The 23060-nt window shown below is 71.3% G+C and carries 17 protein-coding genes; 10 read left to right on the forward strand and 7 right to left on the reverse strand.

Annotation, left to right across the window (positions count from 1 at the left end):
- Positions 1-65 precede the first annotated feature (65 nt).
- Both obgE and proB read left to right on the forward strand, forming a co-directional pair.
- Positions 66-1073, forward strand: a complete 1008-nt coding sequence (gene obgE, locus ACFFGY_RS16095; RefSeq protein WP_377045521.1) for a GTPase ObgE — start codon at positions 66-68, stop codon at positions 1071-1073.
- Entirely contained in the window at positions 1070-2182 is a 1113-nt protein-coding gene (gene proB / locus ACFFGY_RS16100; protein ID WP_377045522.1) for a glutamate 5-kinase, read from the forward strand. Before obgE ends, proB begins: the two co-directional genes overlap by 4 nt.
- Positions 2183-2270: 88 nt before the next feature.
- On the opposite strand, the gene ACFFGY_RS16105 is transcribed toward proB, so the two are convergent.
- Entirely contained in the window at positions 2271-3290 is a 1020-nt protein-coding gene (locus tag ACFFGY_RS16105) for an aldo/keto reductase (RefSeq protein ID WP_377045523.1), read from the reverse strand.
- A gap of 251 nt (positions 3291-3541) precedes the next feature.
- On the opposite strand from ACFFGY_RS16105, the gene ACFFGY_RS16110 reads away from it, so the two are divergent.
- Entirely contained in the window at positions 3542-4945 is a 1404-nt protein-coding gene (locus ACFFGY_RS16110; RefSeq protein ID WP_377045524.1) for a hypothetical protein, read from the forward strand.
- A 17-nt stretch (positions 4946-4962) separates the two neighbouring features.
- On the opposite strand, the gene ACFFGY_RS16115 is transcribed toward ACFFGY_RS16110, so the two are convergent.
- From ACFFGY_RS16115 to ACFFGY_RS16125, 3 genes are all read right to left on the reverse strand, one after another.
- The gene (locus ACFFGY_RS16115) at positions 4963-6006 is read right to left on the reverse strand and encodes a histone deacetylase family protein (RefSeq protein WP_377045525.1); all 1044 of its coding nucleotides are present in this window, start codon (positions 6004-6006) and stop codon (positions 4963-4965) included.
- Between the two features lie 250 nt (positions 6007-6256).
- Complete coding sequence (locus ACFFGY_RS16120) at positions 6257-7198, reverse strand: 2-hydroxyacid dehydrogenase (protein WP_377045526.1); 942 nt, start codon at positions 7196-7198, stop codon at positions 6257-6259.
- Positions 7199-7347: 149 nt separating this feature from the next.
- Positions 7348-8286 (reverse strand): LysR substrate-binding domain-containing protein, encoded by a 939-nt coding sequence (locus ACFFGY_RS16125; RefSeq protein ID WP_377045527.1) that lies wholly within the window; start codon positions 8284-8286, stop codon positions 7348-7350.
- 173 nt (positions 8287-8459) lie between these two features.
- Between ACFFGY_RS16125 and ACFFGY_RS16130 the strand changes: the two genes are divergently transcribed.
- The 4 genes from ACFFGY_RS16130 (at position 8460) to ACFFGY_RS16145 (ending at position 14376) form a co-directional block, all read left to right on the forward strand.
- Complete coding sequence (locus ACFFGY_RS16130) at positions 8460-10040, forward strand: aldehyde dehydrogenase (NADP(+)) (RefSeq protein ID WP_377045528.1); 1581 nt, start codon at positions 8460-8462, stop codon at positions 10038-10040.
- Positions 10041-10155: 115 nt separating this feature from the next.
- On the forward strand, positions 10156-11982 hold the full coding sequence (araD, locus tag ACFFGY_RS16135) for an L-arabinonate dehydratase (RefSeq protein ID WP_377045529.1): 1827 nt from the start codon (positions 10156-10158) through the stop codon (positions 11980-11982).
- A gap of 18 nt (positions 11983-12000) precedes the next feature.
- Positions 12001-12717: a ribonuclease activity regulator RraA gene (locus tag ACFFGY_RS16140; protein WP_377045530.1), complete on the forward strand. Its 717-nt coding sequence runs from the start codon at positions 12001-12003 to the stop codon at positions 12715-12717.
- A 345-nt stretch (positions 12718-13062) separates the two neighbouring features.
- On the forward strand, positions 13063-14376 hold the full coding sequence (locus ACFFGY_RS16145; RefSeq protein WP_377045531.1) for an ABC transporter substrate-binding protein: 1314 nt from the start codon (positions 13063-13065) through the stop codon (positions 14374-14376).
- Positions 14377-14425: 49 nt separating this feature from the next.
- On the opposite strand, the gene ACFFGY_RS16150 is transcribed toward ACFFGY_RS16145, so the two are convergent.
- Positions 14426-15151 carry a GntR family transcriptional regulator gene (locus ACFFGY_RS16150; protein WP_377045532.1) on the reverse strand — a complete coding sequence of 242 codons (726 nt, stop codon included), beginning with the start codon at positions 15149-15151 and terminating at the stop codon, positions 14426-14428.
- 110 nt (positions 15152-15261) lie between these two features.
- Between ACFFGY_RS16150 and ACFFGY_RS16155 the strand changes: the two genes are divergently transcribed.
- On the forward strand, positions 15262-16626 hold the full coding sequence (locus ACFFGY_RS16155; protein ID WP_377045533.1) for an NAD(P)H-dependent oxidoreductase: 1365 nt from the start codon (positions 15262-15264) through the stop codon (positions 16624-16626).
- A gap of 12 nt (positions 16627-16638) precedes the next feature.
- Positions 16639-17919, forward strand: a complete 1281-nt coding sequence (otnK, locus tag ACFFGY_RS16160) for a 3-oxo-tetronate kinase (RefSeq protein WP_377045534.1) — start codon at positions 16639-16641, stop codon at positions 17917-17919.
- Between the two features lie 59 nt (positions 17920-17978).
- On the opposite strand, the gene ACFFGY_RS16165 is transcribed toward otnK, so the two are convergent.
- Complete coding sequence (locus tag ACFFGY_RS16165) at positions 17979-18236, reverse strand: hypothetical protein (RefSeq protein ID WP_377045535.1); 258 nt, start codon at positions 18234-18236, stop codon at positions 17979-17981.
- A 149-nt stretch (positions 18237-18385) separates the two neighbouring features.
- Positions 18386-20827, reverse strand: coding sequence for a recombinase (locus ACFFGY_RS16170; RefSeq protein ID WP_377045536.1), 2442 nt, complete (start codon positions 20825-20827; stop codon positions 18386-18388).
- Between the two features lie 383 nt (positions 20828-21210).
- On the opposite strand from ACFFGY_RS16170, the gene ACFFGY_RS16175 reads away from it, so the two are divergent.
- Positions 21211-23040: an ABC transporter ATP-binding protein gene (locus ACFFGY_RS16175; protein ID WP_377045537.1), complete on the forward strand. Its 1830-nt coding sequence runs from the start codon at positions 21211-21213 to the stop codon at positions 23038-23040.
- The last annotated feature ends 20 nt before the right edge of the window (positions 23041-23060 follow it).

Raw genomic sequence — 23060 nt, forward strand, 5'->3', positions numbered from 1 at the left:
TTTCTTTCCCGGACGGGGGCCCGCTACGGCGGCCCCCGTTCGTCGTTTCAGGCTCACGTGATCCGATGAAGTTCCTCGACGAAGCGAAGGTGTACCTCAAGGCCGGCGACGGCGGGAACGGCGTGGTCGCCTTCCGGCGCGAGAAGTACATCGAGTTCGGCGGCCCCGACGGCGGCAATGGCGGCCGCGGCGGCGACGTGATCGTCGAGGCGGTGGACGGCCTGAACACGCTGATCGACTACCGCTATTCCCAGCACTTCCGTGCCCGCAAGGGCGACAACGGCGCTGGCTCCGACCGCACCGGCGCCGGCAGCGAGGACGTGGTGCTGAAGGTTCCGGTCGGCACCGTCGTGCTCGACGAGGACAAGGAAACCGTTCTCGCCGACCTGACCGAGGTCGGGCAGCGCGCGACGCTGTGCACCGGCGGCGACGGCGGGCGCGGCAACGCGCACTACAAGACCTCCACCAACCGTGCCCCGCGCCGTGCCGATCCCGGTTGGCCGGGCGAGGAGCGCTGGGTCTGGCTGCGCCTGAAGCTGATCGCCGATGCCGGGCTGCTGGGCCTGCCCAATGCCGGCAAGTCGACCTTCCTGGCGGCGGCCTCGGCCGCGCGGCCGAAGATCGCGGATTATCCCTTCACCACGCTGCACCCGCAGCTGGGCGTGGTGCGCCTCAACGCCTCGGAAGAATTCGTGCTGGCCGACATCCCCGGCCTGATCGAGGGTGCCGCGGAAGGCGCCGGCCTCGGCACGCGCTTCCTGGGCCATGTGGAGCGCTGCGCGGTGCTCTTGCACCTGATCGACGGGACGCAAGCCGACCCAGTGGGCGCCTGGCGCACCGTGCGGGCCGAGCTCGAGGAATACGGCGGCGGCCTCATCGACAAGCCCGAGATCGTGGCGCTGAACAAGACCGACGCCATGACGCCGCAGGCGCGCGCCAGCCGCGTCAAGGCGCTGGAGCGTGCCACCGGCAACCCGGTGATGCTGATCAGCGGCGCCACGGGCGACGGCGTGCCGGCCGCGCTGCGCCGCCTGGCCGACGTGATCGCGGAGCAGCGCGAGACCGCGGCGTGAGCGACCTTCGCACCGCGCGCCGCATCGTCGTCAAGGTCGGCTCCGCCCTGGTGGTGGACCCGGCCACCGCCGCCCCGCGCGAGGCGTGGCTGGCATCGGTCGCCGCCGACCTCGCCGCGCTGCGCGCCGGCGGGGCGGAGGTCATCCTGGTCTCGTCGGGCGCCATCGCGCTGGCCCGCCGCGCACTCGGGCTGACGCAACCGCGCCTGCGGCTGGAAGAAAAGCAGGCCGCGGCCGCCGTGGGGCAGATCCGCCTCGCCGGCGCCTGGCAGTCGGCCTTTGCCGCGCACGACATCGCGGCGGCGCAGCTGCTGCTGACGCTGCAGGACAGCGAGGACCGGCGCCGCTACCTCAACGCCCGCGCGACGCTCACCACGCTGCTGACGCTGGGCTGCGTGCCGGTGATCAACGAGAACGACACCGTGGCCACGGCGGAAATCCGTTTCGGCGACAACGACCGCCTCGCCGCCCGCGTGGCCGAGATGGTGCAGGCCGACGCTCTGGTGCTGCTGAGCGACATTGACGGCCTCTACACCGCCGACCCGCGCCGCGACCCGCAGGCCCGCCACCTGCCGGTGATCGAGCGCGTCACCGACGAGATCATGGCCATGGGGGGCGAGCCACCGCCGGGCTATTCCTCCGGCGGCATGCGCACCAAGCTGATCGCGGCGCAGATCGCCACCGGCGCCGGCTGCGCCATGGCCATCGCGCTGGGCACCGCGGAACACCCGCTGCAACGGCTGCTCGACGGCGCGCGCTGCACCTGGTTCCTGCCGGCGCCCGAGGGCCGTTCGGCCCGCAAGCGCTGGATCGCCGGCAGCCTGGCGCCGCAGGGCAGCGTGACCGTGGATGCGGGTGCGGTGCGGGCGCTGCGCAACGGCTCCTCGCTGCTGCCGGCCGGCATCCGCTCGGTGGCCGGCCAGTTCGAGCGCGGCGACGCCGTGGCGGTGCGCGATGAGGCCGGGCACGTGATCGCGCACGGGCTGTCGGCCTACGACGCCGCGGCCACGGGGCGCATCGCCGGGCGGCAGAGCGACGAGATCGAGGCGATCCTGGGCCTGCGCGGCCGCGACGAGGTCATCCACCGCGACGACCTCGTCCTGCTTTAATCCGGGCGGCTGGCGCCGACCGGATAGCAAAGGTTCAGCGCAACCTCCGACGCCCCGAAACGCGGCACCAGGCCGACATGAGGGCGCCCTAAGCGCCCCCGGCCGTGCGTGCCACCCGCCCCTCGATCGGGTAAGCCGGATCGGTGTAGCCCGGGGTCGAGGGATGTCCGGCGGGCACGAGGCCGTCCACCAGGGCCTCGTCCTCGGCCGTGAACTGGTAGTCGAGCGCCCCGAGGTAGTCCGCCCACTGCTCCTCGGTGCGCGGCCCGGCGATGGCCGCGGTGACCAGCCGGTTGTTCAGCACCCAGCGCACCGCGAACTGCCCCGGCGTGATGCCGCGCGCTCTGGCGTGCTCCGCCAGGGTTTCGGCGATCCGCAGGCTTTCCGGCCGCCACTCGGTCTGCATGATGCGGCGATCGGCGCGCGCGGCGCGCGTGCCCTCGGGCGGTGGCGCGTCGGCGCGGTACTTGCCCGTCAGCACGCCGCGCGCCAGCGGGCTGTAGGGCACCACGCCCAGGCCGTAATACTGGCAGGCCGGCAGGTGCTCGACCTCCGGCATTCGGTTCACGGCGTTGTAGTAGGGCTGGCTGACCACCGGCCGCTGGATGCCGAGCTCGTCGCACAGCCGGCAGATCTCGGCGAGGCGCCAGGAGCGGTAGTTCGACACGCCGAAGTAGCGGATCTTGCCCTGTCGCATGAGGTCGCCCATCGCGATCACCGTTTCGCGCAGCGGCGTGTCGTGGTCTTCCTTGTGCAAGTAAAGGATGTCGATCGTCTCGATGCCCAGGCGGCGCAGGCTGCTCTCGGCCTCGGCGAAGCAGCGGCGCCGCGACAGGCCACGCTCGTTGGGTCCCTCACCCATCGGATTGGCGAGCTTGGTGGCCAGCACCCACCAGTCGCGATCCGACGCGATGGCACGGCCGGTGATCCCTTCCGAGCCGCCCTTGCTGTAGGCGTCGGCGGTGTCGATGAAGTTGATGCCGCGCTCGCGTCCCTGCGCCACGATCCGCCGCGCCGTCGCCTCGCCGGTGGTATCGCCGAAGGTCATGGTGCCCAGGCAGATCGGGGAAACCCGCAGGCCGCTGTTGCCCAGTTGCCGGTACTGCATCGCGCCGTCTCCTTGCTTGCTTATCCGCCGTGGCCCGCCTCGTGCCGAGGCCGAGACGTGTCCGGGACCGCACGAGCATGCGCCCCGAGGCGGGACGCTGGAACCGCCGGCCGCTGCCCGTGACCGGGCACGCGGGGTGGTGTCCCGCACGATCGCGTGCGCGCACCCCCGCGCCCCGAAACAGGATGTGGCTGTGATCGTGGGGGGTTTGGCGCTACCATCGGGCGGTCGGTTCGGAGGATAAGGCCGGGATGCGTTTGAGGATGCTCGCGGCCCTGCCCGTTTCCGGGGTCCTGCTGGGGCTGACCGCCGCCTGGGTTCCGGCCGCCCATGCTGACACCGTGACCGCGCTGTGGTGCCGCCCGGCAGCCAGCACGGGCACGAATGCCGACCTGCGGATCGAGATCCGGGGCGACACGGCCACCGTGATCAGCGGCGGCACGCGCATCCTGGCACCCGTCCGGCGCAGCATGGTGGCCTATGTGCTGGCCATGCCCAATGGCGGCAGCATGCGCATCCAGGGCCAGGGCGCGACCACCTGGAAGAGCACCTGGCCCCGTTTCGAGCAGTCCTACAGCTGCCGCAACACGCCCCCTTCGCTGCCCACCGGCGGCGGCGGGAGCTTCAACGGCCAGCCGGGTCTTTCCGCCTCCTCCTCCCTCGGCGGTGCCGGGGGTATGGGGGGCGATCCGCTTTCGGCCCTGACCGGCGGTGCTGGCGCAGGGGCCGGCACGCAGATGGACCCGGCCGCAGCCCAGGCCGCAGCGATGAGCGGCAGCCTGGGTACCAGCCTCGGCGGCGCTGGAGCATCATTGTCCGGAGGAGGACTCTCCGCCGGCGCCGGGTTGGGCGGCGCTGCCGCAGGGGGACTTGGCGCTTCGGGACTTGGCGCTGCGGGTGTCGGCACCTCGGGAGTCGGCGCCTCCGCGCTGGGCGGCGGTGGCGGCGGCAGTGGCGGGTTTCGCCGCTCAGGCTCCTCCAGCTCGAACGGCGACAACGCCGCCGTCGGCTTCGGGGCGGCCGCCAGTTCGGGCGACAGCGACTCCGCCACCGGCTTCAGCTCCGCCACGGGCTTCGGCTCCGTCGCGTCCGGCATGACGGGCGGCATCGGCGATACCTCGTCCGGTGGCACGTCCCTCACCCGAAGTGGCACCCAAGGTGGCACTCAGGGTGGAGCCCAAGGCGGCCTGCAGGGAGCAAGCCAGAATAGCAGCCAGAACGGCGCGCCGGGCGGCAGCCTCGGCAGCGCTTCGGCGGGCGGGATTGGCAGCGGCATGGGCGGCACACAGGGGGCGGGCGACGACGACGCCACGATGAACCCGGTTCTGCCGGGGGCGCAGGTTCCGTTCGGTGGCCAGGCGGTGGACCTCGCGGGGCCGATGGACCCCTTCAGCACCTCGGACTCCAGCCTGACCACCGGCCCGTCCTTTATTCCGTCCCGTTCCGGCTTCGGCCCTTCGGGCGGTTCGAACTTCGGTCCCTATCCCGGCACAACGCCATCGGGCGGGGCCTTCGGGGACTCGTACCAGGGGCAGTCTTCCGTGGGCCCGTATCCGGGCTCCTTCTCGGGCCCGGCAGCCCTGTGGTCTTACGGGTGGTCTTCCAGCCAGACGCAGAACCAGCTCCCGGCCAACGCGCCCCGCACCCGCTACTAGGCGCGCGGCCGGAGGGGTCAGGCGCCCTCGCCGCCCAGGAAGCCGTCCAGGAAGCGGCGGAGCAATCCGCCCAGCTGTTCCACCGCGTAGCCGCCCTCCTGCACGACCGCGGTGGGCAGGCCGAGCGCCGCCACGCGCTCGCCCGCGCGCGCAAAACCCTCCGCCGTAACAGACAGGGCGTTCAGCGGCTCGTGCTCCGAGGCGTCGAAGCCGAGGCTCAACACCAGCGCGGCGGGGGCGAAGCGACGGATGGCCGTGACGGCCTCGTCGATGGCCGACAGCCAGGCCGCGTCGCCGCTGCCCAGCGGCAGCGGGCGGTTGAGGTTGAACCCCTGCCCTGCGCCGGCGCCCCTTTCCCCGGCATGGCCGACATACCAGGGGTAATAGCGGTTCGGATCGCCATGGACGGAGGCGAAGAACACGTCCGGCCTTTCCCAGAAGATGCCCTGCGTGCCGTTGCCGTGGTGGCTGTCGATGTCGAGCACCGCGACCCGCGCGGCGCCACACGCCCGCAGATGCTCGGCAGCGATCGCGGCGTTGTTCATGTAGCAATGGCCGCCGGCACGCAGGGCATAGGCGTGGTGCCCGGGCGGACGGGCCAGGGCGTAGGCATGGCGCCCGGCCGCCGCTTCCCCGGCCGCCGCCAGCGCGCAGGCCGCCGCGGCCTCGGCGGCGGCCCAGGTGTGCGGCCCGATCGGGCAGGCGGTGTCGGCCACGTACCAGCCGACCTGCCCGATGATCGTGCCGGAACGCTCGCACCCTTGCGCCAGCATCTCGGGCGAGGGGTGCATGTTGGGCACCGGTTCCGGCCCGGCGCCCGGCATAGCCTGCCAGGCCTCGAAGGCGCCCCCGAGGAAGTCGAGGTATTCCGCCGGGTGCACGCGCTCCAACGCCGCCCGCTCAGGCGGTGGGGGTGCGGCGATGTCGAGCCCCATGGCGGCGCAGGCGCCGAGCAGCGCCCGGGCGCGGTCGGGCACCTCGAAATGCGGCCGGAGCTGCCCGCGCTGGAGAAAGAACGCCGGCGCGTGGTCGAGCTGCCGCTCATGCCAGAAGACCTTCATGCCGATCGTGCATCCCCTGCGGTGTGCTCACCCCGCCCCGGCCGGGGCGCGGTTGCGGTCGATCATGCGGCCGGGGCGGCGGCACCGGAAGCCCAGGCGGACGGCGCCCGGGATGGGTTCAGGCCGCACGGCGCCTCATGCCATGTGGAAGACGTAACCCTCCTCCACATGGCGGTCTTCGTGGCGTCCGGCGCATGGCCGCTCTACCAGCCCCATGCGCGATAGAGGTCGAAGCCCCTGCGGCCCGGCGTCAGACCACGGCACTCGGCAGCGGCTCACCCGCGAACTGGGCTGCGAGGTTGCGCAGCACGATCCGCCCCATCTCGAGGCGCGTTTCCACCGTGGCGCTGGCCCGGTGCGGCTGCAGCACCACCTGATCCATGCCGAGCAGCGCTTCCGGCACGCGTGGCTCATCGGCGAAGACGTCGAGGCCGGCGCCGCCGAGGCGGCCATCCTGAAGGGCCCGCACCAGCGCGTCCTCGTCCACCACGCTGCCGCGCGCGACGTTCACCAGCACGCCATCGGGTCCCAGCGCCTCGATCACCGCCTCGCTCACCAGCCCGCGCGTCGCGGCGCCACCGGACACGGCGACCACCAGCACGTCGCAGTCCCGCGCCAGCGTCAGCGCATCGGCAACGAAGCGGTAGGGCACGTCGGGCACCGGGTTGCGGTTGTTGTAGCTGATGGGCATGCCGAAGCCTTCGGCCCGGCGCGCCACGGCGCGGCCGATCTGGCCCAGGCCCAGGATGCCGAGGCGAGTGCCGCTGACCTTGCGCGACATGGGCGGCGCGACGCCCCCGCTCCACTGGCCGGAGCGCACGAAGCGGTCGTTCGCCACGGTCTGCCGCAGGGTGGCGAGCACCAGCGCCATGGCCATGTCGGCCACGTCCTCGGTCAGCACGCCGGGCGTGGTGGTGACGCGGATGCCGCGCTCCCGCGCGTAAGACAGGTCCACCGCGTCGGTGCCGATGCCACTGACCGCCACGATCTCGAGCTTCGGCAGCGCTTCCATCAGCGCGCGGGACGCGCCCTTCACGCCGCCCGTCACCACGCCGCGGATGCGCGGACCGACCTCGCGCAGCAGCGCCTGCGCGTCCGCGGCCGCGTAGAGCCGGTGCACCGTGTAGGTGGCGTCGAGCTCCGCCTCGGTCGGCTCCGGCAGGGGTTGGATCATCAGGATCTCGGCGGTCATCGGCTTGCTCCGGAAGATCGGCACGGGTTCGGGCGACGCGGTCCGGATGCCGGCACGCCGGCGGGTCGAACCACCACCGACACCTGGACCGCGTCGCCCCAGGTCGCCGCATAAGGGCCGGGCCCGGCGCCGAGGTCAAACAACGAGGCTCAGGCCGCGGGACACGGAGGGCCGTCCCGCACCGCGGCACCGGCGGGAAGCTGCGCCACCTCCCGCCGCAGGACGTCCAGCACGGCCAGCAGGGCGGGCGTGGCGTCGTCCTCGCGCGTGACGGCGAAGAGCTCGGTGGAAGGCGTATCGGCGTCCAGCACGCGGTAGCGGATGCCGGGCATCCCCAGGCGCCGCGCGGATTCGGGCACGATGGCGAGGCCCAGCCCGGCGCTGACCAGCGGCAGGATCGTGTGGATCTGGCTGATGTGCTGCACGTAGTGCGGCAGCGCCCCGGCCCGGCGCAGCAGGTCCGACACCAGACCGTGGAAGTACTGCCCCTCGGTCGGCGAATACATCACCAGGTCCTGCCCCGTCAGGGCCGCGAGGGGAAAGGCCCCCTCGCCCGCGGCGAAGGGATGCGCCTCGGGCACTGCGAGCAAAAGGGACTCGCGCCAAACGCCCAGCGTCGCCACCCCGCGCGAGTCGAAGGGCGGCCGCGCGAAGCCGAGGTCGATGCGGTGGCTCGCCAGCCCTTCCACCTGCTCGCGCGTCATCATCTCATGCAATGCGAGGTCGATGCCCGGCAGGGCGTGGCGCACGGCTGACACGAAGCGGGGCAGGAAGCCGAAGCTGGTGCCGGCGGTGAAGCCGATGGTGACCGAGCCCGCCTCACCCCGTGCCGCGCGCCGCACCGCCACGGCCGCCCCTTCGGCCATCTGCAGCAGCCGCCGCGCTTCCGACAGGAAGGTCCGCCCGACCGGGGTCAGCCGCACGGAGCGGCTGTTGCGCTCCAGCAGCTGCACGCCGAGTGCCCCTTCCAGCAGCTGCACCTGGCGGCTCAGCGGCGGCTGGGTCATGTGCAGGCGCATCGCCGCGCGGCCGAAATGCAGCTCCTCCGCCACGGCCACGAAGCAGCGCAGCTGGTTCAGCTCGAACATCGATCCAGCTTCCGCATTACTGCATCCAGTTTATGTCTTGGACAGGCATGGATAGCCTATCTAGAAGACTGACCAAAGAGAGGCCAATCTCCGCGGCGGAACGCAGCCCGGCTTCCATCCGGGCGCCACGCCTGAGAAGGCCCGACCGATACGTCGGTCATGGAGGATGTGCGATGCAGTTGACGGGTGAGATGCTGATCGGGGGCGCCGCGGTGCTCGGCCACGATGCCGAGATCCAGGCGATCAACCCCGCCACCGGGGAAACCATGCAGCCGGCCTATCCCGGCGGTGCCGGCGCCGAGGTCGAACGGGCCTGCGCCCTGGCCTGGGAGGCCTTCGACACCTATCGCGCGCTGAGCCTGGAGGAGCGCGCCACCTTCCTCGAAACCGTGGCGGCCGAAATCCTGGAACTGGGCGACGCGCTGGTGGAGCGCGCCTGCGCCGAGAGCGGCCTGCCGCGCGGGCGCATCGAGGGCGAGCGCGGCCGCACCGTCGGCCAGCTGCGCCTGTTTGCCCAGGTGGTGCGCGAAGGCTCCTGGATCGGCGTTCGCATCGACCCCGCCCTGCCCGACCGCAAGCCCATGGCCCGCGTGGACCTGCGCCAGCGCCAGATCCCGCTGGGCCCGGTGGCGGTGTTCGGCGCCTCGAACTTCCCGCTCGCCTTCTCGGTGGCCGGCGGCGACACGGCCTCGGCGCTGGCCGCCGGCTGCCCGGTGGTGGTGAAGGCCCATTCCGCGCATCCCGGCACCTCCGAGATGGTGGGCCGCGCCGTGCAGGCGGCGGTGCGCAAGTGCGGCCTGCCCGAGGGCGTGTTCTCGATGCTGTTCGGCTCCGGCTCCAAGGTTGGGCAGGCGCTGGTGGCGGACCCGCGCATCAAGGCGGTGGGCTTCACCGGCTCGCGCTCCGGCGGCACGGCGCTGATGAAGACGGCGGCCGCGCGTCCCGAGCCGATCCCGGTCTATGCCGAGATGAGCTCGATCAACCCGGTCTTCCTCCTGCCCGCCGCCCTGAACAAGCGCGCCGCGGAGATCGGCAAGAGCTTCGTGGGCTCGCTGACCATGGGCGCCGGGCAGTTCTGCACCAACCCGGGCCTCGTGCTGGCGGTCGAGGGGCCGGATCTCGACGCCTTCCTCGCTTCCGCCCGCACCGCGTTGGAAGCGGCGCCGGCCTCGACCATGCTGACGCCGGGCATCCTCAAGGCCTACCAGGAAGGCGTCGCTCGCCTGAAGGGCCATGCCGACGTGGAGCAGGTGGCCGAGGGCCAGCTCTGCTCCGGCCCGACGCAGGGCCAGGCCGCGCTGTTCGTCACCGACGCCGCGAAGTTCATGGCCGACGTGGCGCTGGAAGAAGAAGTCTTCGGCGCCGCCTCGCTGGTGATCCGCTGTTCCGACGTCGCCACCATGAAGGCCGTGGCCGAGAAGCTGGAAGGCCAGCTCACCGCCACGATCCAGATGGAGGACGGCGACGTCGAGCACGCCCGCGCCCTGCTGCCCACGCTGGAGCGCCGGGTCGGCCGCATCCTGATCAACGGCTACCCCACGGGCGTCGAGGTCAGCCACGCCATGGTGCATGGCGGCCCCTACCCGTCCACGGCGGACGGTCGCTCCACCTCGGTCGGCACGCTGGCGATCCAGCGCTTCCTGCGTCCCGTCTGCTACCAGGACTTCCCCGAGGCGCTGCTGCCCGAGGCGCTGCGCGACAGCAACCCGCTGGGCATCTGGCAGCGCGTCGAGGGCGAGCTGCGCCGGAACTGACGGGCCGCGGGCGGCGGTTCAGGCCGCCGCCCGTCCCACCACCCGCGGGGCGCGGACCCGCGTCAGAAAACCTTTCCCGCCGTTACCCGATGCCGTGCCCGCGGCCTGGAACGGCATGAGCACCACGAAAGATCGAGCGATGTCGCAGTCCGACCCCAACCTGCCTCCTGCCGGCCTGGAGCCGGACAGCGGCGAGAACTCGCCCCAGCCGCGCCGCCGCAACCCGTCCGAGTTCCGCTCGCGCCGCTGGTTCGGCCCGGCCGACCTGCGCTCCTTCGGCCACCGCTCGCGCGCCATGCAGATGGGCTACTCGCCCGAGGAATGGACCGACAAGCCGGTTATCGCGATCATCAACACCTGGTCCGACCTGCAGCCCTGCCACACGCACTTCAAAACGCGCGTCGATGACGTGAAGCGCGGCATCCTGATGGCGGGCGGCTTCCCGGTGGAGCTGCCGGCGCTCTCGCTGAGCGAAAGCTACCTCAAGCCCACCTCCATGCTCTACCGCAACATGCTGGCCATGGAGACGGAGGAGCTCCTGCGCTCCCACCCGATCGACGGCGCGGTGCTGATGGGCGGCTGCGACAAGACCACGCCGGGCCTGCTGCTGGGCGCGACCTCGATGAACATCCCGGCGATCTTCGTGCCGGCAGGCCCGATGCTGCGCGGCAACTGGGGCGGCAAGACGCTGGGCTCGGGCTCCGACAGCTGGAAGTACTGGGACGAGCTGCGCGCGGGCAAGATCACCGACCAGGACTGGCTGGGCGTCGAGGGCGGTATCGCGCGCTCCTATGGCACCTGCATGACCATGGGCACGGCCTCCACCATGACCGCCATCGCGGAATCGGTAGGCATGGTGCTGCCGGGCGGCTCCTCGGTGCTGGCGGCCGATGCCGGCCACATCCGCCTGAGCTCCGAGTCCGGCCGCCGCATCGTCGAGATGGTCTACGAGGACCTGACCCCGCAGAAGATCCAGACGCGCAAGGCCTACGAGAACGCCATCGCGGTGGCCATGGCGATGGGCTGCTCCACCAACGCCATCATCCACCTGATCGCCATGGCGCGCCGCGCCGGCCAGGACATCGGCCTCGACGATTTCGAGCGTTACTCCCGCAAGGTGCCGGTGATCGGCAACGTCCGTCCCTCGGGCAACACCTACCTGATGGAGGACTTCTTCTACGCCGGCGGCATCCGTGGCCTGATGAACAACATCCGCGAGCACCTGCACCTCGACTGCCTCACGGTGACCGGCCGCACGCTGGGTGAAAACATCGAGGGCGCGAAGATCTACAACGACGACGTGATCCGCCCGACCTCGAACCCGATCTACGGCGAGGGCTCGCTCGCGGTGCTCAAGGGCAACCTCGCGCCCGACGGCTGCGTCATCAAGCCCGCCGCGATGGACCAGAAGTTCCTCAAGCACTCCGGCCCGGCCGTGGTGTTCGACGACTACCCTTCCATGAAGAAGGCCGTGGAGGACGAGGATTACCCCTTCACGCCCGACACGGTGATGGTGCTGCGCAATGCCGGCCCGCAGGGCGGGCCGGGCATGCCGGAATGGGGCATGCTGCCGATGCCCAAGAAGCTGCTGAAGATGGGCCTGCGCGACATGATGCGCATGTCGGATGCCCGCATGAGCGGCACGAGCTACGGCGCCTGCGTGCTGCACGTGGCGCCGGAATCCTTCGTCGGCGGCCCGCTGGCGCTGCTGCGCACCGGCGACATCGTCACGGTGGACGTCGAGGCGCGCTCCATCCGCATGGAAATCTCCGACGAGGAGATGGCAGCGCGCCGCGCGGCCTGGAAGGCGCCGGAGCGCCGCTACGAGCGCGGCTACGGCTGGATGTTCTCGAAGCACATCCAGCAGGCCGACCAGGGCTGCGACTTCGACTTCCTGCGCACCGAGTTCGGCGCGCCGGTTTCCGAACCCGTGATCTACTGAGCCGAGAAGAAGCACCCCATGGCGCTCAAGCCCGAGACCCGCGACAAGCTGCGCAAGGTCAGCACCGCGACGCTGGCCAGCACGCTCTACAAGCGCGGCCTGCGCAACCAGTTCATCCAGGACGTGCGTCCGCTGCACCCGCTGACCGACAGCATGGTGGGTGAGGCCTTCACGCTGCGCTACATGCCGGCGCGCGAGGACCTGAACGACATGTCGGTGTTCCGCGACCCGGAGCACCCGCAGCGCAAGGCGGTGGAGATGTGCCCGCCTGGCGCCGTGCTGGTGATGGACAGCCGCAAGGACGCGCGCGCGGCCTCGGCCGGCGGCATCCTGGTGACGCGGCTGATGGCGCGCGGCGTGGCCGGCGTCGTCACCGACGGCGGCTTCCGCGACAGTGCCGAGATCGCGACGCTGGAAATGCCGGCCTTCCACAGCCGCCCTTCCGCGCCGACCAACCTGACGCTGAACCAGGCGATCGACATCAACGTGCCGATCGGCTGCGGCGACGCGCCGGTGTTCCCAGGCGACGTCGTGGTGGGCGACAATGACGGCGTGATCATCCTCCCCGCGCACCTGGCGGACGAGCTCGCCGAAGAGGCCACCGAGATGACGGCCTACGAGGACTTCGTGACCGAACGCGTCCGCGACGGCGCCACCATCCGGGGCCTCTACCCCGCGACCGACCCGAAGAACCTCGAGCTCTTCGCGGAATGGCGCAAGGCGAACAACCGCTAAGGCCCAGGCCCTCGGGGCCGGGGCTTCCGTGATGTGCCACGCCGGGACGCCGGCGTGGCACATTGCGTTTCTGGCCCGCATGATCGGCTTCGACGCCGCGGCGCTGGAGTCGGGCGGCACGCCCTTCTACCAACGCCACCCACCCCCGCGCGGCGCCGTGTCCAGCCCGCAGCCGTCCGCCCCCGCCGGCCCGGGCTACCCCTCCCGCACACCGGACCCTCCGCAGACGCTTCGTTGTCCCCCATCATTGTCCCGAGGCGTAAGAACTCTTTGCAAGCTGCCATGGCAGCGGGCAGGCTGTTCCCATCAACGCGGCACCCTGAGAGTGCCCGGGTGGAGGAAGCGATGGAGTTCCAATCACGGCGGAGCCTGCTACGCGCCGGCATGGGCGCGGGGACGCTCGGGATCCTGGGGGCCGGCGGCCTGACCGGTGCGAGCCGCCCGGCGCTGGCACAGGCGAAAACCCGGCTGCGCTTCATCTGGTGGGGCTCCAAGGAACGCTCCGACCGCAGCTACAAGGCAATGGGCCTCTACACCGCGGCGAACCCCAACGTGCAGGTGGACGGCGAAAGCCTGGGCTGGGGCGACTACTGGCCCAAGCTCGCCACCCAGGTGGTGGGCCGCAACGCGCCCGACCTGATCCAGATGGACTACCGCTACCTCTTCGAGTACGCGCGCCGCGACACGCTGCTGGCGGTGGACCCCTATATCCCGAAGACGCTGGCGATCACCGACTTCGGCAAGGACGCCACCGATGTCGGCCGGGTGAACGGCAAGCTCTACGGCGTGAATTTCGGCGCCAATTCCACCGCCATGCTTTACAGCCGCACGGTGCTGGAAGCCGCCGGGCAGCCGCTGCCCACGCCCGACACGACCTGGGACGACATCGCCAAGCTGGGCGAGGCGATCACCAAGAAGTCCGGCCGCCAGAACTACTACGGCCTGGGCGACGGCGGCGCGCGCGAGCCCCTGCTCGAGGTCTTCCTGCGGCAGCGTGGCAAGGCGCTCTACAAGCCCGACGAGACGCTGGGCTTCGATGCCTCCGACATGGAGGAATGGCTGTCGATGTGGGCCGCGCTGCGCAAGAGCGGCGCCTGCGTTCCGGCCGAGATCGGCGCGCTGAACAAGGACACCATCGAGACCGCCGCCCTGTCGCTGGGCCGGGCGGCGATCGACTTCGCCCATTCCAACCAGCTCGTCGGCTACCAGCAGGTGAACCCGGACAAGCTGGGCATCTCGCTCAACCCCAAGGGCACGGGCGCCAACAACAAGCCCGGGCAGTACCTGAAGCCCTCGATGTTCCTCAGCATCTACGCGCGCTCCCCCCAGGCGGAGGAAGCGGTGAAGCTGATGAACTTCCTGGTCACCGATCCGGAAGCCGGCAAGGCGCTGGGCGTGGAGCGCGGCGTGTCGGTTTCAGCCCGGCAGCGCGCGGCGATCGTGGAAGGGCTGAACGAGCTGGACAAGGCGCAGGTCAGCTACATCGAGTTGGTCAGCGAGGCGGCCGGCCCGATCCCCGCCCCGCCGCCCAAGGGCGCCGGCGAGATCGCCTTCAACCTGCGTCGCACCAACGAGCAGGTGGCCTTCGGCCGGATGACGCCGCGCGTGGCGGCGGAACAGTTCGTGGCGGACGCCAAGGACATCCTGTCGCGCAGCTGAGCGCGGCAGCCCCCGGCAACCATCCGGCGGCCGGGGGAAGGAAGGCTCCTCAGCCCGCCGGGGAGCCTCCAGCCCCAACCGGGGCGATGCGGCGCCAGGTGCTGTGGACATGCTGTTCCAGCACCGCGCCCAGCGCCGGGTCCCTGGCGCGCAGGAGGCGCAGGATCTCCTCGTGCTCGCGGATGGCCTGTGCCCAGACATCCTCGTTGACGCTGCCGAGGTAGCGGGTGCGGTAGAGCTGGTGGTTCAGCCGCTGGTGGATCTCCAGCAGCGTGCGGTTGCGCGCCATCCGCACGATCAGCCCGTGGATGGCCTGGTTGTTGCGGAAATAGCCCTCTCGGTCTCGCTCGGCATGCGCCGCGACCATGCGCGCGTGCAGCCCGGCCAGCGCGTCCAGTTCCTCACCCGTGGCGAGGCGAATGGCCGCCTGCCCGGCCAGCCGTTCCAGCGCCCCCAGCACATCCAGCTTTTCCGCGACCTCGGCCGGCGAGAGCCCGGCGACCACCGCGCCTCGCCCCGGCACCAGCGTCACCAGCCCATCCGCGGCGAGGAGCTTCAGCGCTTCCCGAAACGGCGTGCGCGACACCTGAAGCTGTTCCGCCAGTTCCCGTTCCCGCAGCCGCGTGCCCTCGGGCAGGTCGTCGCGCGTGATGGCGTCGCGCAGCCGCGCCGCGATGCGGCTGGGCAGAGTGTCGCCCCGCAGCGGCTCCGTTTCGGGACGATCCACCCCGCGGTCGGCTTCCGCGGATGGGTCGGGGCGGGCTTGCGAGCTCATCCGGCGCTTTCCCTCAAAGCTTGCAGCGTCATTCGCGACGTTGGTATACCATATTCAGCTTAAAGAGTGCAGCCGGCGAAACACGGCGCGCCGAGGAAGGAAGCAGGGCCATGAACCACGAATTCCTGTTCCGGAAGGAGCTGGGCCGCCCGGTCCGCGTCGTGGTCACGGGCGCGCGGGGCGGCTTCGGGCGGTCGCTGCTGGTGCAGTGCCGGCAGGTTCCGAGCATCACCCTGGCCGCCCTGTGCGACCTCGACACCGCCGGCGTGATGGCGCTGCTGGGCGAGCTGGGCTTCCCCGAAGACGCGGCCCGGATCTGCCGCACGGCGGCGGAGGTGCGCGAAGCCGTGGCGGCCGGCGCGATCGTGGTGACGGCGGAGGCCAACCTCCTGCCCGGGGTTCCGGCCGACATCCTGGTGGAATCCACCGGCCAGCCGGAGGCCAGCGCCCGCTTCGCCCGCGACGCCATCGACCGAGGCCTGCACGTGGCCATGGTCACCAAGGAGACCGACAGCGTCGTGGGGCCGGAGCTGAACCGCCGCGCCGTGGCCAAGGGCCTCGTCTACACCACGGCGGATGGCGACCAGCCCAGCAACCTCGTCGGCCTCGTGACCTGGGCCCGCACCCTGGGCTTCGAGGTGGTCTGCGCCGGCAAGTCCAGCGAGTACGACTACGTCTTCGACGAGCGCCGCGGCACGGTGGACTACACCGGCCAGGTGGTGGAGGCCACGTCACTGCGCGAGCTGTGGGACCTCGGCAGCGACGTGGCGGGCGGCATCGCCCGGCGCAGCGCGGCGCTGAGCGCCCTGCCGCAGAGCGCCACGCCGGACTACTGCGAGATGAACGTGGTGGCGAACTCCACCGGCCTCATCCCCTCGCGCGACGCGCTGAACTACCCGCTCTGCCGCATCAGCGAGTTGGCCGACGTGTTCATCCCGCGCGAGGATGGCGGCATCCTCGACCGCACCAGTGTGGTGGACGTGTTCAACAACATCCGCCGCACCGACGAGGCGAGCTTCGGCGGCGGCGTCTTCGTGATCGTGCGCTGCACCGACGCCCCGGTCTGGGAGATGCTGCGCGAGAAGGGCCACGTCGTCGGCCGCAGCGGCAAGTACGCCTGCATCTATCACCCCTATCACCTGATGGGGCTGGAAACGCCGATGACGCTGCTCTCGGCCGTGCTGCACGGCCGCCCCTCCGGCAGCGACCGGCAGGAGCGCCACGCGGTGATGGTGGCGCGCGCCGAGCGCGACTTCCGCGCGGGCGAAACCCTGCACATGGGCGGCCACCACCACGTCATGACCGACATGACGGCGCTGCTGCTGCCGGCCGTCGAGGCGGTGGGCCTCGCCCCCTTCTACCTGGCCGCCAACAAGGCGCTGCGGCACGACGTGGCCAAGGGCACGCTGCTGCGCGAGGATGCCGTGTCGCTCGACGGTTCCGTGCTGCAAGCGCTGCGCAACGGCGCCGCCTGAAGGAGAAGCCCCATGCCTGACCACAAGCCCCTCCTCGGCTGCGTCGCCGACGACTTCACCGGCGCCACCGACCTCGCCTCCATGCTGGTGCGCAACGGCATGCGCGCCGTGCAGCTGATCGGCGTGCCGGGCGGTGACACGCCCGTGCCCGAGGCCGACGCCATCATCGTGGCGCTGAAGTCGCGCACCAGCCCGGTGGCCGAGGCGGTGGCGCAGAGCACCGCCGCGCTGCGCTGGCTGCGCGAGGCGGGCTGCCAACAGTTCTTCTTCAAGTACTGCTCCACCTTCGACAGCACCGACGAGGGCAATATCGGCCCCGTCGCCGACGCCCTGCTGCGAGAGCTGGGCGACGACTTCGCCCTCGCCTGCCCGGCCTTCCCGGCCAATGGCCGCAGCGTCTACCAGGGGCACCTCTTCGTCGGCACGCGGCTGCTGAACGAGAGCGGGATGGAGCACCACCCGCTGACGCCGATGCGCGACGCCGACCTGGTCCGCGTGCTGGGCCGCCAGACGGAGGGCAAGGTCGGGCTGGTTCCCACCGCCCGTGTCCAGGCGGGCGTGGCCGCCATGCGCGAGGCCATGGCGGCGCTGCGCACCGAGGGGCACCGCTACGCCATCGTGGACGCGGTGTCGGACAGCGACCTGCGGGTGATCGGCGAGGCCGCGGCGGAGCACCGCCTCCTCACCGGCGGCTCGGGCATCGCCATGGGCCTGCCCGAGAACTTCCGCCGGCAAGGGCTGCTTCCGACGCGCGGCGAGGCCGGCGAGCTTCCCGCCGTCGAGGGTCCGGCCGCCGTACTGGCGGGCTCCTGTTCGCGCGCCACGCTGGCGCAGATCGCCGCGGCGCGGGAATCGCTGGAGGTTCTGGAGCTCGACGTCCTGGCCACGCCCGAGGCCGGGGCGCTGACGCAACAGGCGCTGGACTGGGCGGCCACGCGGCTCGCTACCCAGCCGATCGTGATCGCCGCCTCCGCCCCGCCGGAAAAGGTCGCGGCGCTGCAGGAGAAGCTGGGACGCGACGCGGCCGGTGCGCTGGTGGAGGAGGTTCTGGCCGGCGTTGCGGAAGCGCTGGTCGGGCGCGGCGTGCGCCGCCTCGTGGTGGCGGGCGGCGAAACCTCCGGCGCGGTGGTGTCGCGCCTGGGGGTGCGGCAGCTGCGGATCGGGGCGGAGATCGACCCGGGCGTGCCCTGGACCCTGGCCGAGGGGCACGGCGAGGAAATCCTGCTGGCGCTGAAGTCCGGCAATTTCGGCGGCCGCGACTTCTTCCGCGAGGCCTTCCGCAAGCTGCCCTGACGCCCCGCAACCCGGCGCCCTGCTGCCCCGGGGCGCGACGGCCTCCGGCCTCGGGGCCGTCAGGCCAGCGCGAAGCTCACGCCGAGGCGGAAGCGTTCCGCCACGGCGTCGGGCATGGCGACGGGCCCGTAGTAGCGGGCCAACCGCAGGTCACTCGGGGACAGCACCGCGAAGCCGTCGCGCCATTCGCCACGGCTCTCGTGGTCGGGCCAGTCCTCACCGCGCCACATCAGGGGGCGAAGCCCGTCCCCATCCTCGACCCAGTGCCAGCCGCTCCGTTCCGGCGCTGCCGGAACACCATTCCATCGTCCCGACATCGCGTCTCCTCGGGGTTCCGGTACTGCTGCTGCCGCGATGGCCGCAAGCTTTGATCGACGTTCTGCTGATTAATACGTGGAACCCGTGGAGGAGCTATTAAGTAAAGCAGGAAGCCGTCGAAATCATGGCTTCCTGCAGAATGTTTCGATCAGATCGGGCAGACGCCGCTGGCGCACTGCAGGTGTGCCCAGTCCACCGCCTCCTGCACCGTGCCGTCGTTGATGTTCTCCACGATCGCGGCGAACTTCCCGGCGGACACCTCTTCCTCCGGCAGGTACTCGTAGCCCAGTTCGCTGTCAGGGCGGCTGGGCAGGATCGAGCAGCAGCGCACCCGCGGCTGCTCGTCGCGCACGATGGCGCGGAAGCTGTCGAGGTCGTGCTGGTCGGTATAAACCTTCAGCGTGTAGCTGACCTGGTTGCCGCGCTCGGCGCCGATCCAGTAGCGCTCCATCAGGCGCAGCCACTGGTACTGCTCCTCCGGCGTCGCTTCCGGCGCGGTGACGAGGCCGTCGCCCAGGCCCAGCCGCTGCAGCAGCGGCACGGTGGGGAAGCCCACGATGCTCATGCCGGGGAAGGAGCGCAGCTGCCGGATCGGGTAGCCGCGCGCCTCATAATCCGCCAGCAGCGGGTCGGAACCGGTGAGCCAGGCGCCCGTCGCCTCGTCGCGCGTGCCCTTGAACTGCACCCAGCGCAGGTACTGGCGGCGGGCCGGCAGGTGCGCGCCCTCGGTCAGGGCAAACAGCTTCGAGGTGGTGCCGGCGGGCTTCACCGTGGTGACCGTCACCGGATGCACCATGCCGAGCTCGTCGGCATAGGCGATGGACTCCGCCTTGGCCGCCTCGGACAGGCGGTCCAGCATCCCCCAGAAATCGGCGGAACGCTCACTGTCCAGCAGCTCACGGAAGCCGTGGCCGAAGCGCATCCAGGCCCATTCGTGCAACCCGGTGGGGCCGACGCCGATGCGGTTGGTGCGCGCCACTTCCTCACCGTAAAGGGCGTTCATGCGGTTGGCGCGGATCAGGAAACGCACCGCCAGGCGGACGCTGTCCTCAACCCGGCGGTCCCAGGCCTCGGCCACCTCGGCGGGGATGTTGCCGGCCTCCAGCGCGTTGATCTCCACCGGGCAGGCCAGCAGCGGCGCGAAGTCGGCGATCACGCAGTAGCCACCCGTGACGTGCAGCGTGATCTCGCCGCAGGGGTTGGTGGTCACCGGGAAATTGGCCGAGGAGGCACGGCGCGCGGTCTCGGCCAGCAGCCCCGCCGCGTGGTCGACCTGATACCGGTCGGAACGGAAGTCGCGCCCGTCCTCGTGCACCGGCTTCTGCCAGGCGGAGCCGGTGCGGTGGTCCTCCAGCATGTCGCCGTTGATGAAGCCGGGCTCGCCGTTGAGGTAGGCGCAGCGGGTGACTTCCTCGAACACCATGCGGGCGTGCTGGGTCAGGCGGTCGTCCGGCTCGCCGGTGCGCACGCGCTCCCAGAACTCACGGTCCACCATGACGGAGTTGTTGGCGGTCCAAAGGCCGCCCTCGGACTTGGCGCGGATGAAGCGGCCGATACCGGGGTCGCGCCAGCTCTTGGTGGCCATGCGCGCGGCGCGACGGGCGCCGCCCACCTGCACCTCGACCGAGAGGTGGTGGTCCACCAGCAGCGCCTGCTCCCAGGGCTGCAGCGCCTCGCCCGCGGGGTCGCGGTCGCGCGACGGCTCCAGAACGTGGCGGCGGATGTTCATCAGGCCCCGCAGCAGCGACACCGGGCCCGAGGCCGGGCGCCCCTGCATGCCGCGGATCGGGCTGCCGGCCGGGCGAACATCGGACAGGTCGAGCACCAGCACCTCGTCGGCGCGGCCCTCGAAGGCCATGGATTCTAGGATCTCGACCGCCTTGGCCCAGCCTTCGCGGCTGTCGGCGACCTTGTGGATCGTGGCGCCGGCCGGGGCGTCGGCCAGGTCGCGCAGCAGCTCACGGCCGAGGAAGCCGCGCAGTTCGGCCTCCTGGGCGGCGTCGAAGCTCTCCTCGGTGCTGCCCCAGGGCAGCAGGCTCATCTCGATGCCGAAGCGGTGCAGCGCCTGGCGGGTCTCGGGATAGTCCTTGTGCGAGGGCGACAGGTGCAGCACGAGGCGCGGCGCCCGGGCCCAGTCCACCGCCATCAGCTCATCATCGTAGGCGCGGCCGACGCCGGAGCCGTTCAGCAGCAGGTAGAACTCGGCAAAGGAGCTGATCGCGGTGGAGCAGTTGGTGAACACCTCCATGTTGCGCCCCACTTGGTCGCGGTCGCCGTGCTGGAGGTGACGGCCCGAGGTCAGCAGCGCGCCGGTGGCGATGGCGTTGCGAAGGCGCATCTCCTCCAGGGCGCGGGCCTCGGCCGAACCGTGGGTCACCAGCGACATGTTGCCCGCGGCCACGCGGTCGGCCACGCGCCCGAAGGACTCCTCGTCCTCGGGCCGGAACACGGTGCGGCGGCCCACCGCCACGCCCATCCCAACGTCCAGGGCACGCGGCGGCAGCGGGCTGTCGCCGAAGCCGGTGCCCGGGATGGTGTGCTGCACGCTGTCCTGCCGGACTGCGAGGGAGGGGTGGCTGTAGCCGTCCATCGAGTGCTCCTTCTTGTGGGGTGTTCCCGCTGCGAACGATGCCCGGGGCCCTCCAGGGCGGCGCGGCTCGATTCGGTGGAGGAACACCATATATGGTGTCTGGTATCGTCGGTTTCGCTAGATGAAGCCATAGCTCCCCAAACCCGAGCTCGTCATCCTCACAGTTTCCGGAGTCCAAGCGACCCGGAAGACACAGGTTCGATGACCATGCGGAAGCATCATCCGGCAGCGCACTGTTTCCAGCCGAAAGCCGCCGCCGGACCTTCTTCGTTCCCCATCCCGCCCGTCACGGAAGGGTGAATCCGGAGACCCTCAGGGCACTTGGTTGGCGGATGGGATCAGGCGCTCTATAGCCCCCGAAACACCACGAACCGGACCTGTTCTTGCCTCCGACTCCAGACTCAGCGCCGCTGCTCGACATTTCGGGCCTCACCGTCCGATTCGGTGACTTCACCGCCGTCAACGGGCTGAGCCTGACCGTGCGGGCCGGCGAGACCGTGGCGCTGGTGGGCGAGAGCGGCTCGGGCAAGTCGGTCACCTCGCTGGCGGTGACGCGGCTGCTGGACCACGCCGGGGGAAAGATCACCGCCGGGCGCATCGGCTTCCGCGACCGGGCGGGAAAGCTGCGCGACCTTGCGGCCGAAGCACCCGACGCCATGCGGCGCCTGCGCGGCCCCGAGATCGCGATGATCTTTCAGGAGCCGATGACCTCGCTCAACCCGGTGCTCCGCGTCGGCGACCAGATCGCCGAGGCGGTGGAGCTGCACCAGGGCCTGGACCACGCCGCCGCCCGGGCCGAGGCGAAGCGGCTGCTGGAAAAGGTCCGCATCCCGGAAGCCGCGCGGCAGCTCGACCGCTACCCCTTCCAGATGTCGGGCGGCATGCGGCAGCGCGTGATGATCGCCCTGGCCCTGAGCTGCCGTCCCCGGCTGCTGATCGCCGATGAGCCGACCACCGCACTCGACGTCACGGTGCAGGCGCAGGTGCTGCGGCTGATCCGCTCGCTGCAGCAAGAAACCGAACTCGGCATGATCTTCATCACCCATGACATGGGCGTGGTGGCCGAGATCGCCGACCGCGTGGTGGTGATGCGCCGCGGCGAGGCGGTGGAGGAAGGCGACGTCCACCGGATCTTCGCCGCGCCTGAGCATCCTTATACCCAGCGCCTGCTGGCGGCGGTGCCCACCCTGGGCAGCCTGGCCGACCAGCCGCTGCCGGTCCCCTTCCCCACCCCCGGCGCCCCGCCGCCCGCGCCGCAGGACACGGTGGCCAGGCAGGCCGCGCCGATCCTGTCGGTGCGCGACCTCACCACCCGCTTCGACGTTAAGCGCGGGCTGTTCAACCGCGTGGTGGGCCGCATCCACGCGGCCGAGCACGTGAGCTTCGACCTGCGCGCCGGCGAAACGCTCGCCGTGGTGGGCGAGTCCGGCTGCGGCAAGTCCACCACCGGCCGCTCCATCATCCGCCTGGAACAGCCGCGCGGGGGCCAGATCCGCTTCGACGGGGTGGACATGACCACGCTGGACAACGCGCGCGAGGCCCGGCTGCGGCGCGGCGTGCAGTTCGTGTTCCAGGACCCCTTCGCCTCGCTCGACCCGCGCCTGACCGTGGGCTTCTCGGTGGCCGAGCCGATCCACACCCATAAGCTGCTGCGCGGCCGCGCCGTCGAGGACCGGGTGGCGGAGCTGCTGACCCAGGTCGGCCTCGGCCCCGAGCACGCCCGCCGCTACCCGCACGAGATGTCGGGCGGACAGCGCCAGCGCGTGGCCATCGCGCGGGCGCTGGCCTCGCAGCCGCAGGTCATCATCGCCGACGAGGCCGTGGCGGCGCTGGACGTGTCGATCCGCGCCCAGGTGGTGAACCTGCTGATGCGCCTCCAGCGCGAGATGGGGCTGGCCTACCTCTTCATCTCGCACGACATGGCGGTGGTGGAGCGCGTCAGCCACCGCGTCGCCGTGATGTACCTGGGCCAGATCGTGGAGATCGGCCCCCGTCAGGCGGTGATGACCAACCCGCAGCATGCCTATACCCGGCGCCTGCTGGCGGCGGTGCCGGTGCCCGACCCGAGCCGCCGCGGCCATGACCGGGGCTTGGATGACAGCGAGGTGCCGAGCCCGCTGCGCCGCCCCGACGACCTGCCCGAGGTCGCGCCGCTGGTGCAGGTGGGCCTGGATCACTACGTCGCCCGCCATCACGTCGGCGGCCTGTACTAAGATACGGGTGGGACGCGGCA

The organism is Roseomonas elaeocarpi, assembly GCF_042433915.1.
GTDB lineage: Bacteria > Pseudomonadota > Alphaproteobacteria > Acetobacterales > Acetobacteraceae > Roseomonas > Roseomonas elaeocarpi.